At 57.3% G+C, this 20,546-nt stretch carries 16 protein-coding genes and 2 pseudogenes; 13 read left to right on the top strand and 5 right to left on the bottom strand.

Translation table 11 applies throughout. The features are described 5' to 3' along the window. The first annotated feature begins 175 nt into the window (after window positions 1-175). Window positions 176-1,222 carry a hypothetical protein gene (locus tag LW136_RS04220; protein WP_234174705.1) on the top strand — a complete coding sequence of 349 codons (1,047 nt, stop codon included), beginning with the start codon at window positions 176-178 and terminating at the stop codon, window positions 1,220-1,222. A 29-nt stretch (window positions 1,223-1,251) separates the two neighbouring features. Here LW136_RS04220 and LW136_RS04215 read toward each other — a convergent pair whose 3' ends face one another. Next, window positions 1,252-2,634: an IS1380 family transposase gene (locus LW136_RS04215; RefSeq protein ID WP_034018616.1), complete on the bottom strand. Its 1,383-nt coding sequence runs from the start codon at window positions 2,632-2,634 to the stop codon at window positions 1,252-1,254. An 85-nt stretch (window positions 2,635-2,719) separates the two neighbouring features. Between LW136_RS04215 and LW136_RS04210 the strand changes: the two are divergent. The 4 genes and pseudogenes from LW136_RS04210 to LW136_RS04195 all read left to right on the top strand — a co-directional run. Continuing rightward, window positions 2,720-4,276 (top strand): annotated as a pseudogene (locus tag LW136_RS04210) (site-specific integrase); the annotation flags it as partial. Between the two features lie 162 nt (window positions 4,277-4,438). Next, window positions 4,439-5,698: a site-specific integrase gene (locus tag LW136_RS04205; protein WP_042924400.1), complete on the top strand. Its 1,260-nt coding sequence runs from the start codon at window positions 4,439-4,441 to the stop codon at window positions 5,696-5,698. A gap of 761 nt (window positions 5,699-6,459) precedes the next feature. After that, a protein-coding gene (locus LW136_RS04200; RefSeq protein WP_086937305.1) for an IS3 family transposase occupies window positions 6,460-8,006 on the top strand; the annotation gives its coding sequence in 2 pieces (ribosomal slippage) (window positions 6,460-6,946 and window positions 6,946-8,006; 1,548 coding nt in all). A 445-nt stretch (window positions 8,007-8,451) separates the two neighbouring features. Then, window positions 8,452-8,817: a histone-like nucleoid-structuring protein, MvaT/MvaU family gene (locus LW136_RS04195; RefSeq protein WP_017243953.1), complete on the top strand. Its 366-nt coding sequence runs from the start codon at window positions 8,452-8,454 to the stop codon at window positions 8,815-8,817. A gap of 125 nt (window positions 8,818-8,942) precedes the next feature. Here LW136_RS04195 and umuC read toward each other — a convergent pair whose 3' ends face one another. Beyond that, the gene (gene umuC / locus LW136_RS04190) at window positions 8,943-10,223 is read right to left on the bottom strand and encodes a translesion error-prone DNA polymerase V subunit UmuC (protein WP_017243954.1); all 1,281 of its coding nucleotides are present in this window, start codon (window positions 10,221-10,223) and stop codon (window positions 8,943-8,945) included. Continuing rightward, a complete protein-coding gene (locus LW136_RS04185; RefSeq protein ID WP_011914412.1) occupies window positions 10,210-10,641 on the bottom strand; it encodes a LexA family protein in 432 nt (143 codons plus the stop codon). The genes umuC and LW136_RS04185 overlap by 14 nt, the downstream gene beginning before the upstream one ends. A gap of 82 nt (window positions 10,642-10,723) precedes the next feature. Here LW136_RS04185 and LW136_RS04180 point away from each other — a divergent pair, with 82 nt between their 5' ends. From LW136_RS04180 to LW136_RS04165, 4 genes are all read left to right on the top strand, one after another. Further along, window positions 10,724-11,437, top strand: coding sequence for an SOS response-associated peptidase family protein (locus tag LW136_RS04180; protein WP_011914413.1), 714 nt, complete (start codon window positions 10,724-10,726; stop codon window positions 11,435-11,437). A gap of 438 nt (window positions 11,438-11,875) precedes the next feature. Continuing rightward, window positions 11,876-12,784 carry a DMT family transporter gene (locus LW136_RS04175; protein WP_019406364.1) on the top strand — a complete coding sequence of 303 codons (909 nt, stop codon included), beginning with the start codon at window positions 11,876-11,878 and terminating at the stop codon, window positions 12,782-12,784. A 136-nt stretch (window positions 12,785-12,920) separates the two neighbouring features. Continuing rightward, on the top strand, window positions 12,921-14,291 hold the full coding sequence (locus LW136_RS04170; RefSeq protein ID WP_003116647.1) for an IS1182-like element ISCfr1 family transposase: 1,371 nt from the start codon (window positions 12,921-12,923) through the stop codon (window positions 14,289-14,291). Window positions 14,292-14,658: 367 nt separating this feature from the next. After that, entirely contained in the window at window positions 14,659-15,903 is a 1,245-nt protein-coding gene (locus LW136_RS04165; RefSeq protein WP_234174703.1) for a helicase/relaxase domain-containing protein, read from the top strand. A 40-nt stretch (window positions 15,904-15,943) separates the two neighbouring features. Here the strand turns inward: LW136_RS04165 and LW136_RS04160 are convergent, their stop codons facing one another. After that, on the bottom strand, window positions 15,944-16,807 hold the full coding sequence (locus LW136_RS04160) for a DUF6685 family protein (protein ID WP_020307701.1): 864 nt from the start codon (window positions 16,805-16,807) through the stop codon (window positions 15,944-15,946). Window positions 16,808-17,050: 243 nt separating this feature from the next. On the opposite strand from LW136_RS04160, the gene LW136_RS04155 reads away from it, so the two are divergent. After that, window positions 17,051-17,692 carry an SOS response-associated peptidase gene (locus tag LW136_RS04155; RefSeq protein WP_017246258.1) on the top strand — a complete coding sequence of 214 codons (642 nt, stop codon included), beginning with the start codon at window positions 17,051-17,053 and terminating at the stop codon, window positions 17,690-17,692. Between the two features lie 407 nt (window positions 17,693-18,099). Continuing rightward, window positions 18,100-18,525: pseudogene (locus LW136_RS04150) on the top strand (DNA cytosine methyltransferase); the annotation flags it as partial. 125 nt (window positions 18,526-18,650) lie between these two features. Here the strand turns inward: LW136_RS04150 and LW136_RS04145 are convergent. After that, the gene (locus tag LW136_RS04145; RefSeq protein WP_026006648.1) at window positions 18,651-19,544 is read right to left on the bottom strand and encodes a cation efflux transmembrane domain-containing protein; all 894 of its coding nucleotides are present in this window, start codon (window positions 19,542-19,544) and stop codon (window positions 18,651-18,653) included. A gap of 101 nt (window positions 19,545-19,645) precedes the next feature. Between LW136_RS04145 and cadR the strand changes: the two genes are divergently transcribed. Both cadR and LW136_RS04135 read left to right on the top strand, forming a co-directional pair. Beyond that, window positions 19,646-20,053, top strand: coding sequence for a Cd(II)/Pb(II)-responsive transcriptional regulator (cadR, locus tag LW136_RS04140; protein WP_090523084.1), 408 nt, complete (start codon window positions 19,646-19,648; stop codon window positions 20,051-20,053). Window positions 20,054-20,160: 107 nt separating this feature from the next. Then, window positions 20,161-20,508: a DUF3703 domain-containing protein gene (locus tag LW136_RS04135; protein ID WP_017246253.1), complete on the top strand. Its 348-nt coding sequence runs from the start codon at window positions 20,161-20,163 to the stop codon at window positions 20,506-20,508. Window positions 20,509-20,546 lie beyond the last annotated feature (38 nt).

The raw sequence follows: 20,546 nt of genomic DNA, 5'->3' as shown, positions 1-20,546 counted from the left end.
TCTAACAATAGATCTTTCAAAAAAGTATTTAAGAACAATAGGTTATGCATATATTTTGGATCCCCCCGGCTCCACCAATTCAACACTGAAACCCGTCTAGAACGCGGGTTTCAGCCCAGATTTGATGGCATTGGATTACTCACAGTCCGTCTGTGAATCCAAAAGGTATGCCATCATGTCCAAGCGCCAAAGCAAAACGGGTGTCCCCCACCTGGTCTATCAAGCCAACACTGGCTTCCAGTACTACCTCACATTCCCTAAGCATTTCGCGGCCAACCCGAAACTGCCTGCGCAAATCCGGTGGTCGCTCAGCCACGACGAAGCCCTGGCCCGCGATCTCGCTAAGTACCTGAATGCTTCTTTCGAGCAGTTCCTTGCCAAGGCAACCGAGCACTATGTCGAGCTCTTTTCTGACCGCCTGCTGGTTGACCTCCAAAGGTTTCACTTAGCGGTAGCGGAAGCACTCAAATTCGCCGACCGGGTTTGGAAAGTCCGTCCGTCGCCCATGAAGCTCGCGAACCAAGACCTTTCGGTCGCCCACGCTCGCATGATGAAAGAGAGTGCCGAGCGTGTAGTGCTCTATAGCCACGAGCCAGGGGGCGAAATTTTCTTCGCACTGACACCAACGCCCGCACTGGTAAAAGCGCTTGGGGTCGGGTTCGTACGCTTTGACTGGCCGCTCGGAACCAACAACCAGAACGTGGCGAGCGACGCTGCCCGGTACATTTACGCCGCCCTTGATGTACTCGAGACCGTCCCACCCTCCCCAGGGCGCTATTCGAAAGAATCTCCTGCATTTGCAGCGATGACGCTTTATGAATACCTGTGCCATGCCCGCCCAGACCAGGGTCGGAATCTCATGCACATCCCCCCAGCACTACCGCAATCTCGGCAAGCTTTGCATTTTCATCTTCAGCAAGCCAACGCGATGCATCTGAAGCTCCGCATCATTGATCGAGCGCTCTTGGTGCAGGAGGGATCGGGGCTTTATGTGATGCTTATCGAACTCGATCCGCTGTGCATGAAAGCGCATCTGAGAGAAAAGAAAAGCTTTCGGGTTGAGCTGCTCACTAGCCCGCATTTCTCACAGCCCTGCGCATTGGGCCGTTTTGACGGACGCAGGTCGTCGCAGGTGGCGCAGGCTGCCGACAGCGCTGATTTCGGGCAAGCGCCTGCGAGCGCGCTTGAACAAGGCGCTTGCGGCAGGGTGGACGGGGTGTGATGTGGAGGGGGACGGTGGGTGTGCGGCTGTCAGCGCGCCGCGGCGCTCAAGACATCGAAGGCGTGATCGAACACCTCCTGCTGCGGGAAGGCCGAACTCATGGCCACTTTGACCCGGCGCACGCTCACGGTGATGACCGCGCCGATCTTGAGCAGCTTCAGGCGGATGCTACCGGCCGTGGCCTGGGCCAGTTCGGTCCCCGACAGCGCCAGCCTGCGCAGGCTTTCGAGCAGCACGTAGGCGAACGAGGACAGCCACAGCCGCAGCTGGTTGCTGCGCAGCGTCGCGGTGGAGGTGCGGTCGGCGAACAGGTCGAGCTGACACTCCTTGATGCGGTTCTCCATCTCGCCGCGCGCGCAGTAGAGATCCTCATACAGCGCCTTGTCCGGCCAGTCCCCGACCGCAAGCGTGGTCACCACGAAGCGTGGGTTGGTCTTGCCCGGCAAGGCCTCGGCCTTGGCCACCACCCGGCGCTCGGCGCTCCAGCTTTTCCTCGTGCGGTAGTGCAGTTCCTGGAACACCCGTGCCGGGACTCCCGTCGCTTCGCACTGCGCCTGGGCCTGCCGCAGGCTCGGGCCGATGGCCCGGGTCAGGCGCGCGTTGCGCGCCAGTCCGAAGACATAATCGACCGACTGTGCTTCGCACCAAGTCATCAGGTCATCCCGGCAGAACCCCGAGTCGGCGCGCAGCACGATGCGCGTGTCTGGCCAGCGGGCGCGAATCTGCTTGACGATGCGTTGCACCTCTTCCAGCGCCCCGGCGGCGCCATCGACGTTGGCCGGGCGCAACTTGGCGCACAGCAGGTGACGGCCGCAGAAGATGTACAGCGGCAGGTAACAGTAACCCCCGTAGTAGCCGTGAAAGAACCGGCCCTCCTGCTGCCCATGCAGCGGATCGTCGGTGGCATCCAGATCCAGGATGATCTCCTCTGGCGGCCTGCGGTGGGCGTCCAGAAACAGATCGACGAACAGATCCTCGATCATGCCGGCCTGCGGCCGGATCTTGTGATAGCGCGAACTGCCCTGCGCCTGGAAGCGCTCCAGCCGGTTGAGCGTGCTCTTGCCGGCCAAGGGCGCACAGCGCGCACGTCCGGACTGCAGCTTGCCGATCACCGCGCCCAGCAGCGGGTCGTGGCGCAGTTGCTCGTGATCGTTGAGATCCTCGTAGCCCAGCGCGATGCCCATCACCCGCTGCGCCACCAGCGTGCGCAGCGGAAACTCCACCGCCTCGGGCATCCGATCGTCCTGGAAACAGCCGGCCAGGCGATCGAACAACCCCACCGCTTCATCGGTTTGTTTGAGCAGCAACGCGCCGCCATCCGAACTCACCCGACCGCCATCAAATCCGGCTACCACCGCGCGCCGCCCCACCCCTGAAAACGTGTACTGCTTCGGATTACACTGTGTCTGCATCGGGCCGCTCTCCGTTGTCGCGCTAAATCGTTCTTTGCACAACAATTTTCGCGCATCCGACGGCCCGGTGCATCTCTTCCTGTGAGAAATGCGGGCTAGCTCCATCATCATTGCGGTCCTCATGCTGACGTATACGCTGCAGAAGGTTGATAAGGTGCTGTTGCGTTACTTTCAGGAAGACGATCACCAAGATCCTTACGCCCAAGCCATGCAGGAAATCGGTGACCTGGTTCGGCGGATGTTGGGTTCTGCTGCAACCGCCGAGCCTATGCAGACGATTCCGGAGCTGAACTCGCCGACAGATGCTGTGGCACCGCCACAGGATCCAGGCACGCTCGCGTTGCTGAATGCGCTCGGGAGCGTTCTGCCCGACGCGCAGAAAGCCAAGCTTGAAACCCTCTTTACGCAACCCTCCGTCAACGATCGCATTGTCTCGCCGGCGCGTGGTTCAAACGCAGGGTTGAGCCTCGCAGCTTTGGTAAAGGAATACGAAGAACGGCAAATTCGTGAAGGCGCCTGGGCTAACCCGCGGACTCGCATTACCGCAAAGGCCCGCCTGGAAGGCCTGTGCGAGCTGCTTGGCGGGCACCGGCAAGTCGAGACGCTGACTCGCGCTGAATTCAACACGCTACGCGATCATCTGCGTAGCTATCCGAAGAACCGGCATCGCCTCCGTGCCACGCGTAACCAGCCGCTAAGTAAGATCATTAGCGACGGTAAGTTCGAGCCAATCAACCCTCGCACTGCGAAAAAGTTTTTTGAGCTGGCAAGGGCCCTTGTCACCTACGCTCATGATCAGGGTTACATCACCGAAAATATCGCGGCCGGATTGGCATTCAGCACCAAAGGAGCCGAGGCGCCGAGGAAGCGCACGTATAGCCCAAGCCAGATCGAGAAACTTCTTCACGGTCCGGCCTACACACTGACCACGCCGCCGCGCTGGCGCTTGGATGACTACAAGTTTTGGCTGCCGCTGCTTGGCCTTTTTACAGGCGCAAGGCTAAGTGAGCTGTGCCAGCTACGGCTCGAAGACATTCGGCAAGAACTCGGCGTCTGGCTCATCAGCATCAATCGAAGCGGGTCGAAACAGCTGAAGACGTCCGATTCGGAAAGGTTGGTGCCGATTCACCGGCAGCTTATCGAGTCGGGCTTCCTGGAGTTTCATCAAGCACGCCTGGAAGCTGTCGAGCGAGACGGCAAGGCTCCGCTTTTCGACAATATTCGGGTATACGGCGACCTTTCTCCCGGGCATGTTGCGAGCCGTTGGTTTCTCGGCTCAAGCCAGATTAGCCGGGGTTACCTTGGGCTTTGCGGCCTGGGAGATGACGGCCTGACGTACCACGGTCTGCGCCACACCTTTATCAATCAATTTCGCAGACAGAACCTTGACCTGGCGAAAGCCAAAGCGCTTGTAGGCCACTCGGATAAAAGTACCACCGGTGGGTACGGCGACTGCTATCCGTCTGACGTGCTCAAAGACGAGCTCGACAAGCTCGATTTCGGGCTAGGGCTGGGACACATCCATTACCGGCACTATCAAGAGTTACGAGAACGCCAGGGCGTTTTCAATGTCGGTCGCCCGGTTGGCACCCCCTTCCCCAGCGTGCGGGTTGCTAAGCGACACTGGAAAACGTACGCATAATATTCAGCTAATAAAAGGTAGGGGCTCGCTCTTACCTTTTGCTCATCTTGCGATTATTGACAAGTTGTCAATAAAAACTATCGCATGGTAAATCCTAATAGATTATCTTGACTGTTTATCCATCCAGTAATAATCTCAAGCCTCACCCACTGTGAGGTATATATGAATGTAACTGCCCCCCTCTCCATTCCTTTTTACAAAGGCCTGAGTCTTATCGTCGAACCCGGCCATGAAGAACACTTGCGAATCGCGTTGGCAAACATTTCAGCGATTACGGATGCGATAAACCGCTTTCAGTCTTCTCCTTTGCTTACCGAGTTCATGGACATAACGCTGTCCCGCTTTCTGCGAGAAAACAATTACGCAGGGAAATCCGAGCACATGCTTCGAGCGCGGATGGAGAAACTAAAAATCGCTCTGACGCAAGATAATCCTACCCGCCGAGTTGCTGAGCTTGATCGGGCCGACGTACAGCGTCTGAAGGATCAGCTACCGTCGTTACTCAAGCAGAACGCTGCGTCGGGTAGCAAAGGCGCAAACCTCACGACCTACTATCAGTTGTTCAATCGAATGCTGGACGAAGCACTTGAGAGCAAGCTGATTACCGAGGCGATCAAAGTCGCGACCTGCAATACAAAACACGCCGAAATCACCAAGCCATTTCTGGATAGCAATCTGAATCAGATGTTCTCAGGCTGGCCCTACAGAAAGTATCTCGCAGGCGACCTGCCGAAAATCAACCAGGACGCCAAGCCCTATCGGTTTTGGTTGCTCCCGCTTGGGCTCTATACCGGCGCGCGGCTTAACGAGCTCTGCCAGCTACGTGTGCATGATGTGATCCAGGATGTCCACGGCGTAGACCTTATCGATATCAACGATAATGGCTACAACAAGTCGTTGAAGACGGGGCCGTCGGCTCGGCAGATTCCAATCTGCTCGAAGCTAGTGGAGATGGGCTTTCTAAATTTCGTAGAAGAACGGCGCCAGGCCGATGGCAATGACGCTCTGCTTTTCAACGAGCTGAGCTTCGATCCAAAGCACCTATACTCCCGCGACCCAAGTCGGTTTTTCTGCGGGCCGTGCACGGGTACAGGATACATCGGTCAGCACTGTCCGCCGGCGGTTAATGGCGGGCTCAATTTTAAAAGTCTCCGTCGCTCGTTTGCCGTTCGGCTGGAACGGTCAGGCATATCTCCATCCACGATCGCCTATCTGCTCGGCCATGAGGGTGGTGCACCAGAAGTCACAGCAGACCATTACCTGGAGCAGCCACTGAGTCTGAGATTACTGGAGCAGATGGAACGGGGACTGACATACAACGCACAGACCGAGCAGATCCGCTGGGAGCATTTTAAAAAGCTGCTCACAAACCAAGCCGGACGCGGAAAGCGAGGAAGGAGAACTAAGCAAAAGCCTTGCTAGCGCGTAGCGTTCAAAACAATCATCGCCTGGAGATGATTATGAGACAGGATGAATAAAAGGCCGCAGCCAATCTGCGGCCTTTTTCGTTCTGAACACAACAGGAAAGAAACCGAATTTTCACGCAACTCCGGGCATCGCTTGCGGCGACGGTTGGCACGCCCTATCGCTGAGCACAGTCCACCATCGAAGAACTTGCATCCGCTGCGACGAGAATTCCGTGACAGTCGGCTGCTGCCACACAAATTTCAGTTGAAGCGTGGGCGCTTTGGCATCAGACCGGACACCGCTTCATAACGCCACTGTGACAGACACACGGCACGGTCACCCGGCGCATCGACACTCACTAACTGCCGCAAGCCCTACGAGTGACACGGCGAGACTGCAGCACTCGAGTCATGTGACATGGCGGTCGTAAGACAAGTGTGCCGCAGTGATCGGGCTTATGATTGAGGCCGGGGCGGCAGCGCCCGCGAATGGCGCAGCTCACGTCTGTGCACAATCGCCATTTCGGCCAGGCAACGCCTGGCGGCTATGATTTGACAACAAAATTGCGGGGGCATACTTGAAGCAGCGAAGCGTTCCTTCAAGTATGCCCCCGCGCCCCATACTTGAAACCTTCAAGTATGGGGCAGTTGAGCATTTTGGGCGTTTGCAGGTAAGCGAAACGAATGTGGAGCGAGACCGAGCACCCGCCGCGTCAGGATAGTTGTCGTGTGAGTTGATTCGATGAGTCTTGGTCGGTGGGCGGAAGTGAGAGCCGTGTGGCGCGTTATTCGATAGAGCATCGGGAGTGGGTGGTGCGGCAGATGATGCCGCCCTTGAACCGGACGGTGCCGGAGCTGGTGGAAGCGACAGGCATTACTGATGCCACCCTGTATGCTTGGCGCAAACAGGCCAGAGCAGCGGGAGCAGTGGTGCCGGGAGATGGACAGCAGGCCGACCAGTGGTCGAGCCAGGACAAGTTTCGGGTGGTGCTGGAAAGCGCCAGCCTCAATGCGGCTGAGCTGGCGGAGTACTGCCGGCGCAAAGGCCTGTATGTCGAGCAGATCAACGCCTGGCGCGAAGCCTGCGAGCAGGCCAACAGCCTGGCTCAGCCGATCAAGACCCGGCGCGAACGCGAAGAGGAAAAGGCCGCGAAGAAGCGCATCAAGCAGCTGGAGCGTGAACTGCGGCGCAAGGATGCGGCGCTGGCAGAAACCGCGGCTCTGCTGGTGTTGCGAAAAAAAGCCGAGGCGCTCTGGGGGAAGGACGAGGACGAATGATCAGCGCCCCGGATCGCCGTGAAACGCTGCAGTTGATCGAGGACGCCGTGGCGGCGGGAGCGCGGCGGGCGCAGGCCTGCGCCGAACTGGGCCTGTCGCTGCGCAGCCTGCAGCGCTGGCAGCACTGCCCGGAGGATCGGCGTCCTTCGGCACAGCGAGCTGAGCCGGCCAACAAGCTGACCCCGCAAGAGCGCCGCCGCGTGCTGGAGGTCGCCAACCAGCCCGAGTTTGCCAGCCTGCCGCCGCAGCAGATCGTGGCGCGGCTGGCCGATCAGGGCACCTGGCTGGCCTCGGAGTCGACCTTTTACCGGTTGCTGAAGGACGCCGAACAGCAGCATCCGCGCGGCCGTAGCCGCCCACCGGTGAAACGAGCGCTGACGACCCATGTGGCCGACGGCCCGAACCAGCTGTGGTGCTGGGACATCACCTGGCTGCCGACCACGGTCAAGGGCCGTTACTTCTACTGGTACATGATCAAGGACGTCTACAGCCGGAAGCTGGTGGCCAACGAGGTGCATGAAAGTGAAAGCGCCGAGCAGGCCGCCCAGCTGCTACGCCAGGCCTGCCTACGTGAACAGCGGGCAGGCCAGCCGCTGGTACTGCACTCGGACAACGGCAGCGCGATGAAGGGCTCGACCATGCTGGCGGCCATGCAGAACCTGGGTGTGATGCCCTCGTTCAGCCGCCCGCGGGTGAGCAATGACAACGCCTATGCCGAGGCCTTGTTCCGCACGGCGAAGTACTGCCCGCTGTGGCCGGAGCGGCCCTTCGACACGCTGGAGCAGGCCAGGAACTGGGTGAACAGCTTCGTGGCCTGGTACAACCATGAACATCGCCACAGCGCCCTGAAGTTCGTGACCCCGGCGCAGCGACATACTGGCCAGGCGGAAGAGTTGCTGCGCAAGCGTATCGAGCTGTACGAGGCGGCGCGTGCACGGCACCCGGAGCGCTGGAGCGGCAACATCAGGAACTGGGTGCTGGCACCAATCGTGTGCCTGAACCCGGAGCGGGAAGCGGTACTGCAGCAAACATCAAAGGCAGCGTGACACGCTCACGCGACAACTACCTTGAAAATCGCCGAGCAATAAGACCAAAATGATCAACTGCCTTCGCGAAGCGGCTGCCATTGTTGTCAAAAAAGGCAGCTTTCTTCATTTGCCGCAGGTAAATGGCTAGCTCCAATTTCGATGCTATGCATGGCTACCTCTGCTAAAGCAGAAGAAGCCTGCTCACGTCCGCTTCCTCTACGGGATGCGCGACGTTTCTATGCAACGGCCGCCGCTTGGTCACCTCCCATTTTGCTAACCCACCACTTCATATGTCAGGAAGTACGCACCTCTCTGGCTGACAAACACTCCGCAGCGCCATCCCTGTACCAGCCTTCTCGATGACTGAATTACTCACGAAATCGGTCGGTCCTTAGTTTTCTCCCTCCGTGCCCAAGCGGTAGACTGAGACACACAAAGCAGTTTCGTTCTCCGAAGGTTACCCATGTCCAAACTCGCCGAATTCAAAGCTCTAGAAGCCCAGCTCGCAGCCCAGCTCAAGCAGCTTGATGCTCTTAAGAATGACGACAAACTCAAGCGCGAAATCGAGTTCGAGGAAAAACTCCGCAATTTGATGGGGCAATATGACGTAGGCCTGCGCGAAATTATTTCAATATTGGATCCGCAGCCCAGCCGCACCAGCATCAGCGCCACCCCGACGTCTCAAGCGCCTCGTCGGCAGCGCCAAGTTAAGGTTTACAAAAACCCAGAAACTGGAGAGGTGGTAGAGACGAAGGGTGGCAATCATAAGATTTTGAAAGCTTGGAAAGAAAAGCACGGCGCCGAAAAGGTAGAGGGTTGGCTTCAGTAAGCTATCCGACCAACACAAGAGCCAGGCACTGCCTGGCTTTTTCTTTACGCTTTCAGCGGTCAACGGATGCAAGCGATCGCACTACAACCAGTACCTGGAATTCATCGGTCCTCGCATGCACTCGCCTAGTTGCACCGCACCACCCACAACTGATCCAGCCTGGTCGTGAAACTTTGGCTCATCATCTCCCGTCGCATGCCCCAGTCCGGCGCGGTGGTTACGCGGCCGGGCCGGAGGGTATTGCGGCCCCACTTGGCGTTGATTGCATCGAGCACGCCCATAACGCGCTCCGACGCGGCGGGCTGGGTTTGGGCGAATAGATCGTCGGTGTACTCGCCGCGCTGGCAGAGGTCCATCAGCAGGACCTCTGCCTTGCTGAACGAAAAGCCATCGCGATAGATGTGTTCCAACCCAGCGATCGCCGCCCGGATGATGTAGCGGGTGTCGTTGGTGGGATACGGCAGCTCACACACGACGCCTTTCGCGAACTTGGGCTCGTCGGGATTAAACATGCCGGTACGGATGCTGATTCGGACGCGCTTGCACATGGACTGCTGTGCCCTCAGCTTCTCGCTGGCCCGAGCGGCATATGCCGCCACTGCGTCCTTGATTGGCTCAAGCTCGCGCAGGCGCTTGCCGAACATCCGCGAGCAGCAGATCTCCTGTTTGGGTGACGCGACCTCCTCCAGATCGAGGCACGGCGTCCCGCGCAGTTCGCGTGCGGTTTTCTCGATGACCACGCTGAATTTTTTGCGCAGGGTCCAGGCATCCGCGCTAGCTAGATCCCAAGCAGTACGTATGCCCAACCTGTTCAGGTGCTCGGTCATCCGGCGACCGACACCCCATACATCGCCGACGTCAGTCACGCGCAGCACCTTGTCGCGCCGCACCGGGTCGAGAAGGTCCACTACCCCACCCGTCTGCTTCTGCCAGCGCTTCGCTGAATGGTTCGCCAACTTGGCGAGCGTCTTGGTCCCCCCAATGCCCACCCCGACCGGGATACCTGTGCTGCGCAGTACCTCAGCGCGGATCCGCCTGCCGAGCACTTCGACGTCTGGCACACCGGTAAGGTCGGCAAACGACTCGTCGATTGAGTACACCTCAACCGCAGGCACCAGGCTCTCGATGACCGTCATGACGCGCTCGCTCATGTCGCCGTACAGCGCGTAATTGCTGGAAAACACCACAACGCCCCAACGCTCCAGGTCGCGCCGGATCTGAAAATACGGCACGCCCATTTTGATACCGAGCTGCTTTGCCTCGGCCGAGCGCGCGATCACGCAGCCGTCATTGTTCGAAAGCACGACGATAGGCGTACGGCGCAAGTCTGGTCGAAAGACACGCTCGCAGCTGGCGTAGAACGAGTTGCAATCAATGAGGGCGATGGCCCGCTCAGTACTTGCCATGGATTCGGATGCTGTATGACACCACGCCCCATACGTAGAGTTCTTCGCTTTCGAGGAGGTACCGCGGCGGGAACTTCGGATTAGCCGAGCGCAGAATGACCTGGCTGCCGGCTCGGTCGAAAATCTTGACCAGAGGCTCGTTATTCAGCGCTGCGATGATCACCTCCCCTTTTTCTGCCTCCCGTCCCCGGTCGATGATCAGAATGTCTCGGTCGAAAATGCCGACCTGGATCATGCTCTCCCCGTCTGCGCGCGCCAGGTAGGTATGCGGAGCTCGGATGTTCATCAGCTCGTCGAGCGAGATGCTCCCCTCCATGTGGTCCTGCGCTGGGCTCGGGAATCCGGCGGGCACGCAGAAACTGAAAAACGGCAGTGCAATTGTGGCGGGAGCAGCAGGTCCCAACATATGGACGGGCATGGCACAGACCTCATAACTGTATGTATATACAGTATTCTGAAGCTAGAGTCCGGTCAATTGAACCAGATGTGCGGGGGCACCCATGTGTGGACGTTTCGCTCAGTACCGAATCGCCTATGAGTACCTGGACAAGATCGCGATGCAGCTGCCCTTGCCATTGCGTGGCAGCGTGAATCCTGAGCCAATCGGACGCTACAACGTGTGTCCGCAATCACTGGTTCAGCTCCTGCACCAGGACGATGATGGCCTGCGCATGGAGCCGGTCAAGTGGGGTTACGCCCCATTGTGGGCACAGGGGAAGCGACCACCAGCGATAAATGCCAGGGTGGAAACGGCCGCAACTAGCAAGTTCTTTCGCGATATCTGGCAAACCGGCCGCGCAATAGTGCCCGCTGATGGTTGGTACGAGTGGAAGAAGGACGCGGCCAACCCGAAGATCAAGCAGCCCTACTACATCACGCTCCGTAGCGGCGAGCCGATGTTTTTCGCTGCGCTCGGGCGGTTTCAGCGAGGCGCCTCGCTGGAACCCCGAGACGGCGACGGCTTTGTTGTCATTACGTCATCTAGCGCTGCCGGCATGCTCGATATTCACGATCGGCGTCCTCTGGTTCTATCGCCAGAGTACGCTGCGCTCTGGATGCAGCAGGAGCTTTTGCCGCTCAAGGCTGAGGAGCTAGCACTGGCGCATGGTTTATGCGTCGAGGAATTCGAGTGGCATCCGGTGGGTAAGGACGTCGGGAACGTGCGGAATGATGGGCCGGAACTTATCAATAGGATCGCCCAGCCGCTGGTATAAAGGCATTTCGCTTCAATGACCGTTGGTGACAACCTAAATCAAGTGCGAGCTTTGCTTTCAGGCCCGCCACTGTATGGGCTCGCGCGACGGTGAGTCGTCAGTTTAGAAAAGTGAGCCAGGGAAATTCGCTAAAGCTCAAACGACGAGCTTGAACACACCTCTTAGGGGCAGATAGCACCGCTTCCGCTTACGGCCAGAAGCGGAAGCTGGCGACAGTGCATCGGGTGCCATGTTGTAGCCATCTGTCGATGGCAGCTTGCTGCAGACTGGTTTGTAGCACCTGTTGACAGCCTGCTGCCCCAGATTGATTAATAGCGGCAGATGAAAGCGCTTTACCGACTTGCCTTAACGTTAGAGAAGAGATTGAAGGCAAACTCGGGCTTTCTTGCGGCCTCTCCGCATGCTCTAACCACTCCAATTTGAATGGATGGTTTTCGCATGCCTGTTCGTCAGACATATCTATGCCTGTTAATCCTCGGAACCGCGTTCTGGGGGATTTCGTTTGCCTTCACCAAAGTGGGTGTTGCGGACGGGTCACCCTTCGTATTCCTGGGGTACAAGTTCGCACTCGCTACGCTAGTGCTTTGCGTGATCTTTTTCAGACGGCTGAAACTGATCAACAAAGAAACGCTCCTGGCCGGCGTGGCCATAGGTCTACCCTTGTGTTTGGGTAACATTTTCCAGACTGTCGGGCTTCAGCACACCAGCATCACCAACACCGCCTTCATCACTGGCCTGGATGTATTGCTCATCCCGGTCTTCAAGTGGGCTCTCTTTCGGAAGCGCGTCGAGCCTCGAATCTGGCTCTGCTGCGCCGTCGCGCTGACAGGGCTCTATCTGATCGTTACGAGGGCCGGGCTTACTCTGAATCCAGGTGACATCTGGATCATGTGCTGTGCAGTCTTTTTTGCCGCATATGTGCTCACGGTTGGCTTCTTCTCGCATAAGTACGACTCGATGCTTACGGTCATCATTGCGCTGGCTACCTGCGCTACTGGATACCTTTTTGCTGCACTTTTCGACGCTAGGGCCGAATGGGCCCCAATGGATTCCTCCTTCTGGGAAGGAGTTCTGTTCTGCGCGTTGCTCGCCACAGCCTTCATGTACGCGGTTCAGAGTGCTGCGCAGAAGTATCTCGAAGAAGAAAAAGTAGCCCTGACCTACCTGTTCGAGCCCATCTTCGCAGCATTCGCGGGAGCGATGCTCCTTGGCGAAACCTTGGATGGAAGAACCCTGGCCGGTGCAGCTCTCATCTTTTCAGCTCTGCTGATCGCCGAGATTGATGTACCCAAGTTCTTATCCCGCCTGCTGCGCGCCCTGTTTGCCCCGTGGGCTAGGCGCCAATGAGTATTTGGATGGAATTCTGTGGAGGCTTTGGTCGGTAGCTGCCGGAGGCAGCATTTGGCCGATTCTGTTGAAAAAGTAGCGGCCTCTCCATGCCGTTGGCAAAATTGCTCTGTCAGCGAGCGTGGGGGCGAACAGCATGATGGGGCAGTTACCGGGAGGACAGCAGCGCCTGTTCTACTCGTTCAACCTAGAAGATCACGTCCCGGCTCAACACCTCCTGCGCAGCATCGACCAGTGCCTGGATCTTAGTGATCTGCGCGCCTACCTGGCGGACTTCTATAGTCCCATCGGACGCCCCTCGATTGACCCGGAATTGATGGTGCGCATGCTGGTCGTCGGCTACTGCTATGGCATTCGTTCCGAGCGGCGATTGTGCGAAGAGGTGCACCTGAACCTGGCCTATCGCTGGTTCTGCCGGCTGGGTCTGGAAGACGAAGTCCCCAATCACTCGACCTTCTCGAAGAATCGCCATGGGCGTTTTCGTGACAGCGATCTGTTCCGCTGGTTGTTCAATGAGGTGCTGCGGCGTTGCATGGCAGCCGGCCTAGTCAAGGGCGAAGGTTTTGCCGTCGACGCTAGCATCATCAAGGCGGATGCCAGCCGGCAACGTGGGGTAGCGGGAGATGAGGTCGATTGGAACGATCCAAAGCTCAGCAGCCGCGCAGTGCGCGAGTACCTCGAAGCCCTTGATGAAGAGGCGCTGGCTGAGGCTCTTCCCAAGAAAATTTCGCTCACAGATCCTCAGTCCCGTTGGACAGCAGCGCCAGGTGGGCCGGCCTTTTTTGCCTACTCCACGAATTACCTGATCGACACTGAGCACGGTGTGATCATGGACGTGGAAGCTACCCCGGCGCACCGTACCGCCGAAGTCGATTCGACTAGGACGATGGTCGAGCGTGTCAAAGCTCAGTTCGATCTCACACCGGAACGCCTTATCGGCGATACCGCTTATGGCACCGCCCCGATGCTGGCCTGGATGGTCGAAGAAAAGGACATCGAGCCGCATGTGCCGGTGTGGGACAAGACTGAGCGCAAGGACGACAGCCTCTCCAGTAACGACTTCCACTGGAACCAGGAGGCCAATGAATACCGCTGCCCAGCCGGCAAACCACTACGCAGTGAGTGGCGCGCCTTCACCCAGAAAAGATCGCGGGTGACCAAGGCCAACACCATCATTTATCGCTCCAGCCAAACCGACTGCACTACCTGTCCGCTGAAAGCGAAATGCTGCCCCAACACGCCGAATCGGAAGATCGTCCGCAGTATCCATGAGGCTGCCCGCGATGTGGCCAGGCGCATCGCCAAGACACCGGAATACCTCGTCTCTCGCTGCGAACGAAAGAAGGTGGAGATGCTGTTCGCCCACCTCAAACGGATCATGAAACTCGATCGTTTACGACTGCGCGGCCTGACAGGTGCCACTGACGAATTCACTTTGGCGGCGGCGGTGCAGAACCTGCGACGCATGGCCAAGCTTTTGCCTCAAGGGCCACCGCTCACGGGATAGGTACGCCTGCTGAGAGCAGAAACCTTCAAATTAACCCTCAGGCCTGAGCAAGGACGCTCAGCGAAACGCCGAAAGGCAACCTGAAGTGGCTTGCAGTCACTTCGACAGCAGGCACACCTGATCGGCAGGCCGCCGCTAAACCTACTTTTTCAACAGAATCGGCCGATTGCCGCCGGTGACGACTGGCAGCTACCGGGCCAGAGCGGCGTTTCGGTTCACGTGCTTCAGCACGGCGCCGGCTCTTCGAGCAGGCTCGCTGAGCACTCTTAAACCCCGCAGCGCTGCTTCACCAATGAATGCCCTCTCTCTGCCGCTCACGAATCAACGCACACACGAATTCCGCGTATGCGTTCTATGGGTACATTGATTGAATGGTATCGGATGGATCTCATCCAATCCAGAGCTCTGGGGTGCTTTGCTGTACGTACTGGCTGGCCAGTTTGAGCACGCTGGGGTTCTTGGGGACATCGTTGTAAGGTCTGACCAGGCGTCGGTCGCCCATGAGCTTGGCGGCAATCCAGACAGAGCTGTGGCAGCACCGCGTAACACTCTTCAGCGTCAGCTCCTCGATGGGCTGCGCTACCTGGTGAAGAACGAGCTCAAGTTGAATCAGCCAGACGCTTCCGATGGCTGGATCACGGCCGATGCGATCTGGCTGGTCAGCAAGACCGTTTCGGATCGGCTGCGTGCTCACCTCCTCAGCCAAGGGATTGAGGGTGTTCCGGACCGCAACTCCACTCTCTTCAATGTCTTTCAGGATAACGGCCTGATTGTTGCGAATCCTGCTGGCAAAGCTATTTGGGATGCCGAAATCCTGAGCCCTACGGGATGGAAGAACGCATTCACGTTCTTGAGAGTTTCACCTTCACTCATATGGGCAGCTGGCGAAGACCGCCCGGAGCCTTTTGGCGGCTCGGTGCAAGTCCTCAACGAAGAAGCAGCCCCTGCCGCAGCTTCCGAAGCGCAGGAGGAAAAGCCCAGCCTTACTGCCGGGGGCGGCGATGCCGTTGCGGCAGAGCCTCAAGGGGACGAACCCGCAAGTGACCATGGACCGCAACCCGATGAGGTAGATGATACGGACTACCTTCTGGATCTGATGGATATGCGTGACGCGCCGACCAATTCGGTACCCGCCCCGGCGATGCCGGCGGCGTCCGAGGTCGAAGCTCAGTCAGACACTGCCGCGACCGCTACCATCGCTGGCCCGATCGGCGACACGCTAGGTCACCTTTTCATGCACTGGCTAAAAGTGGGTGTAGGAACCCACAAGATCATTATCAAAGATGCAAAAGCCAAGGTTCACACCGTCAACGGCACGGCTTTTCTGGTGACTCCTGAAATATTCAGAAGGTATGCCCAAGAGCATCCGACCCTCTTCTCAGCGAGGGCTGGCGAAGGACAGCCATGGCTGCAGGTCCAAAAGTCGTTCGAAAAGCTGAAGCTTCACGTTAAGAAGAGCAACGGACATAACATCTGGACGTGCGAAGTCTTTGGACCTCGTAAAACGAAAACACTGAAGGGTTATATGCTCAAAAAACCCGGCGACGTATTCACAACTGAGATGCTGGATAATCCCAATCTCAAACTTTGTGAGAGTCAGGATGATCACTAGCTATCATTGGATAGTTGCGCTGAGGTCTGGACTACCCTAATTATGGCGGATTGACTTTGTTGATGACCGCTTGTGACTGGGCAGCTAGGCCAGCCAAGTAAGCGCCTAGGTCCTGGAAATTGTTTTCCTTGAGAATCCTCGCAACCATGGCAGAGCGCTTCTCCTTTAGCGGTAAAAAAATTGCGCAACGCTGGTGGTTGTGCGGGCGGGGCAATGTCTTCCAATAATACGTTGCCTTGAAGCGAGCCATAGCTTCGTTGAACCCCAACCAAGCATCAGGCTCATGCGACAACACGAACATGCCGTATTCACGCCTGAGTTCTGTTATAGCCTGCTCACATAACCCGTAGATCTTATAGGTTCCGGTCAGCTCAACCGGCTGTTCAAGCCGCGCCGCGATGTACTTGGCAGCTGCGAAGTGATGCGAACCGCCGGAGTTCATCAGAAAGACGCGTCCGTCCCAAGCCCAAGTGGCGAAATAATCGTGATCGACGTGGCTGATGATCCGAATTTCATCCCAGGCCAGATTCTTCGCCAGCTTCGCCGGAGATATCTCGTCGATCATCTCGGGTGAGTTCCTTACCACCATGTCATCCATGGTGGCGAACTCCTTGAGTTCGGATTTCGACGCGGAGAAGCCATCTACCTGTTGGATATCGCACCGCCACCGTTGGATCTGCATCTCGCTGCCAACGCGCAATAGTGGGGCGCATTCGATGCTAGTCGAGCCATACCGACCATAGGTGCGGCAGTGGGTCCATCCATTCAGCTTGTCGCGATATATCCCGCGCTCATAAATAAGAGATCCGAAGTCGTGCCACCTAACAACCGCTCCTGCGCCAATACCTTTTGCTGTTTCCTGGATGGGCGAATTAAGTTTGACTGGGCTCTTAATCAGCTTCATGAGCGTTGCAGGATACCCACAGTCCTCACGCACTGAGTCCCATAGAAATGTTCCTGCTCTGCGCCAGAAAGGGAGGGGCTGATCTATCGACATGCATTCACCATCGTCGGAGGCAGGCGTTCAGTATAAGGATGTACTCAGTAAGCGGGGTGCCGCGAGAGATAGTCCTAATCATAGATCCCACTCGCCAAGGCGTTGCGGGCCGCAACACCGAGCAGCACAGTGACGAATGAGAGGTGTGTTATGTGCAGTCGTTACGAAGCCCCTACCCCAGAGCGTCTCCAAGAAGAGTTTGGTGTCGAGTTCGACGCTCAGGAGAAGCTCGAATTGTGGCCAGGTTATGCCGGGCCGTTCCTGCGCAAGCCTCGCAATGTCGACCCGTACGATGACGCCGTGTTGCCATTTGAAGCTGAGGTGGGAGTGTTTGGGCTCCTGCCCTTCTGGGCCGACAAAAAGCTGGCACGGTCCACCTACAACGCCCGTTCTGAGACGGCCTCGGTCAAGCGGTCATTCAGGGAGGCATGGAAGAAGGCACAGCACTGCATCATCCCTGCGGTGGCGATCTATGAGCCCGACTGGCGAACAGGCAAGGCTATTCCTACTCGAATTTCCCGTGCCGATGGGCGGCTGCTAGGGATAGCGGGCCTATGGGAGGAGAGGAAAACTGCTGCAGGTGATAGGGAGCTGTCGTTCTCAATGCTGACGGTGAATGCCGATGACCATGCGCTGATGCGCAACTTCCATCGCCCGGGGCATGAGAAGCGCATGGTGGTGGTGCTCCCTCAGGCGCTGTACCAGGACTGGCTGACAGCTCCCGCTGAAATCAGCAGTGAGTTCATGACCCAGTATCCAGCCGATAGGCTGGTTGCCTATCCCCAGCTTTGAGTTGACGCCAAGTACAATAAAACCTCTTGCCCCTTGTTGAATCACAGTTCAATGTTGGCCTGCTGCCGATAGCTTGGCAGCGCCGCGGCCAGATAGAGATCACTATGACTGGAAAAATTATGTCTGACGGCGAGGCCGATAGGCCGGCACGCATGACTCCTGCCGAGTTCAAGGCTGCTTATAAGAGCAAAGGTTGGACAGGCAGGCTGCTCGCTGAGCGGTGGAGCTACTCAGTAGCTTGGATCAGCAAAGTGGGTAACGATCCCGAGCGTGATCAGATTTGGGATGATGCAGTCCGCGGGTTACCGTCCGTCAAGTAATTGAACCACAGTTCAATTATTGTGTTGCCATAAGTTGAACTGTAGTTCAATGTCGCGCATGCAAACATATCCGTTAGAGGATCTAGCATGTACGACAGCTCCCGCGATTCCAGCTCTGCTCACCTGAAACGCACCCTGTACCATTTCCATTTCTGCTGCGGCCTTGGGGGTGGGGCTCGAGGGTTCAATAGAGCGCGCCCCGTTGTCGGGAATGTAGAGGCCCAATGGGAGTGTCTTGGAGGTGTAGACGTAGACCCAGCTGGGCTCCGTGACTTCGAGCGACTAGCTGGCGTTCCCGGCACCCTGTTAGACCTCTTTACCCGCGAGCAATACACCCGTTTCCATGGCCAGCAACCGCCTGCTGGCTGGACCGAGGCGACTGCCGAGGACATACGCCGCGCCGCGCAGAATCTGCGCCCCGACGCCGTATTCATCAGTTCGCCATGCAAGGGCGCCAGTGGGCTGCTGTCCGAGGCCACCAGCAAAACGCCCAAGTATCAGGCCCTTAACGAGCGGCATGCCCTTCGGCAATTTTGCCGTCCAATCCAGCCATCAGCTGTTCTATCTCAGCCGTCTCAACGTCACTCACAAGCTACGCGTCTCTGTTTGGAAAATGGGGGTGCTGTCGATCCGGTTGGTCAGGCTTTCAATGCCAGGATTCGGCGCGCACCGTTGAGTACGATGAGGCCAACTACCGTACCAATCACCAAATCTGGATAGGAAGAGCCTGTCCACGCAACCAGAGCTCCAGCGGCGATAACACCAATATTCGCGATCACATCGTTGGCCGAAAAAATCCAACTCGCTTTCATGTGTGCACCGCCTTCACGATGGCCGTAGATCAATAAGAGACAGCTGACGTTCGCGACGAGTGCAACTAAGCCAATCCCCATCATCAGCATCGACTCAGGTTCGCTGCCATAGATGAAGCGCCTAACCACCTCCACGAGTACCCCCAGAGCCAACACGATCTGGATAAAACCCGCCAGGTGCGCAGCGCGAACCTGCAGCTGCGCAGCCCGACCGACCGCAAAGAGAGCCAGACCATAGACGGCAGCATCAGCAAACATGTCCAGCGAGTCGGCGATCAGACCCGTCGACTGAGCAATCAAGCCTACGCCCAACTCGATGACAAACATCGTGGCATTGATACCGAGCAGGATTTTGAGCGAGCCAGCCTCCTTGGAAGCAGTCAGCTCTTCACTGGCGCTATTGGCCGAAGCTGCTTCCTGGCTGGCCGGTTGAGTACCGAGCAATGTTGCCCCCAAACCAAGTGATTCCAGCTTGGTTGCGATCTGGTCAACCGGACCGTCATGGAAAGCGCGTACCTGTCTGCTGCTCAGATCAAAGGACAGCGAATTGAGTTCAGAAAAGCCATTGAGCGCGAGCCGAATCATTCGCTCTTCTGACGGGCAATCCATCTTGGGCACAGAAAAACTGCTGACCCAAGTCCCTTCATTCGAAGGCGCGGCTGCCGCTTCAGTGCTTACCGGCTCAGGGCCACAGCCACAGGATTTATCACAAGAAGTCATGACTCGCCTCTCCTATAGGACTTGATTCTACCGATTAAAAACCATGTAGTGGCTATAGGGTCAAGCCTGGATATACTGGCTTTTTTACCAAGGGACAGACCATGCGCATCGGTCAACTTGCACAGCGGACAGGAGTGGACACTCAGACGATTCGTTTTTATGAACGTCAGGGACTGCTTCCACCGCCCGAACGCGAGGACAATGGCTATCGAACCTATAAAGCACACCATGCGGACAAACTGCTGTTCATTCGCCGATGCCGCTCTTTTGGCATGTCACTGGAAGAAATTGGTGTTTTGCAGAGCTATCAGGAACAGCCGCAGCAACCCTGCGTTGCGGTCAATGAGCTCCTTGATAGACATATCGCACAGGTAAGGGCTCAGATCGCATCCTTACATGCTCTCGAAAACCAGCTGGTGACGTTGCGAGGTTGCTGCGATAACGAACGACAAAGTCTGGACTGCGGGATACTTTCGGGCCTGCTGGGGGGCGACAAACCTCTTTCGTAATTCCGACATAAAGTCATTTTTGCGTCGTCTTGAATCGCCCATAGCGCTTGACCCTATAGCAGCTATAGGGTGTTCACTCGGGCATCTACTGCGTAAGTGAGATCCAGATGAATACCACCCTCAGCATTGCCATTGATGAGGCCTTCTTCCAGGCTAGGAAAGCACTTAATGCAGAGGCGCCAACCGAGGCTTTCTCCTGGCTGGAGCGAGCCCACATATTGAGCCAGCGAATGCCTATTCTTCATGCTCAGAGCCATTGGCTGATGCTGAGGGCCGACTGGCAGTTGCGCGACTTTCGAAAGGTGCTCAGCCAAGTACCGCGAATCATGGCGGCCCTGCTGTTCTCGAAGATCTGGGTGCCGCTCGGAAACAGCGGGCGCGCCAGGGTTAGTGCTTTTGCGCCGATGCCTATTTCACCGGAGCTGCAGCGACTTCTTCAAGGAGAAATGCAATGAGGTCGTCTCCTAGATCACCTCTTGTTGCTCCTGGGTTC

Source organism: Stutzerimonas kunmingensis, assembly GCF_021432085.1.
Lineage (GTDB): Bacteria > Pseudomonadota > Gammaproteobacteria > Pseudomonadales > Pseudomonadaceae > Stutzerimonas.
Note: the sequence above shows the minus strand (reverse complement) of the source record. Positions and strands in the feature narration are given on the sequence as shown.

Coding starts and splice junctions, on each gene's coding strand:
- LW136_RS04220 (WP_234174705.1), top strand. CDS start 176: ATGTCCAAGCGCCAAAGCAAAACGGGTGTCCCCCACCTGGTCTATCAA.
- LW136_RS04215 (WP_034018616.1), bottom strand. CDS start 2,634: ATGCAGACACAGTGTAATCCGAAGCAGTACACGTTTTCAGGGGTGGGG.
- LW136_RS04205 (WP_042924400.1), top strand. CDS start 4,439: ATGAATGTAACTGCCCCCCTCTCCATTCCTTTTTACAAAGGCCTGAGT.
- LW136_RS04195 (WP_017243953.1), top strand. CDS start 8,452: ATGTCCAAACTCGCCGAATTCAAAGCTCTAGAAGCCCAGCTCGCAGCC.
- umuC (WP_017243954.1), bottom strand. CDS start 10,223: ATGGCAAGTACTGAGCGGGCCATCGCCCTCATTGATTGCAACTCGTTC.
- LW136_RS04185 (WP_011914412.1), bottom strand. CDS start 10,641: ATGCCCGTCCATATGTTGGGACCTGCTGCTCCCGCCACAATTGCACTG.
- LW136_RS04180 (WP_011914413.1), top strand. CDS start 10,724: ATGTGTGGACGTTTCGCTCAGTACCGAATCGCCTATGAGTACCTGGAC.
- LW136_RS04175 (WP_019406364.1), top strand. CDS start 11,876: ATGCCTGTTCGTCAGACATATCTATGCCTGTTAATCCTCGGAACCGCG.
- LW136_RS04170 (WP_003116647.1), top strand. CDS start 12,921: ATGATGGGGCAGTTACCGGGAGGACAGCAGCGCCTGTTCTACTCGTTC.
- LW136_RS04160 (WP_020307701.1), bottom strand. CDS start 16,807: ATGAAGCTGATTAAGAGCCCAGTCAAACTTAATTCGCCCATCCAGGAA.
- LW136_RS04155 (WP_017246258.1), top strand. CDS start 17,051: ATGTGCAGTCGTTACGAAGCCCCTACCCCAGAGCGTCTCCAAGAAGAG.
- LW136_RS04145 (WP_026006648.1), bottom strand. CDS start 19,544: ATGACTTCTTGTGATAAATCCTGTGGCTGTGGCCCTGAGCCGGTAAGC.
- cadR (WP_090523084.1), top strand. CDS start 19,646: ATGCGCATCGGTCAACTTGCACAGCGGACAGGAGTGGACACTCAGACG.
- LW136_RS04135 (WP_017246253.1), top strand. CDS start 20,161: ATGAATACCACCCTCAGCATTGCCATTGATGAGGCCTTCTTCCAGGCT.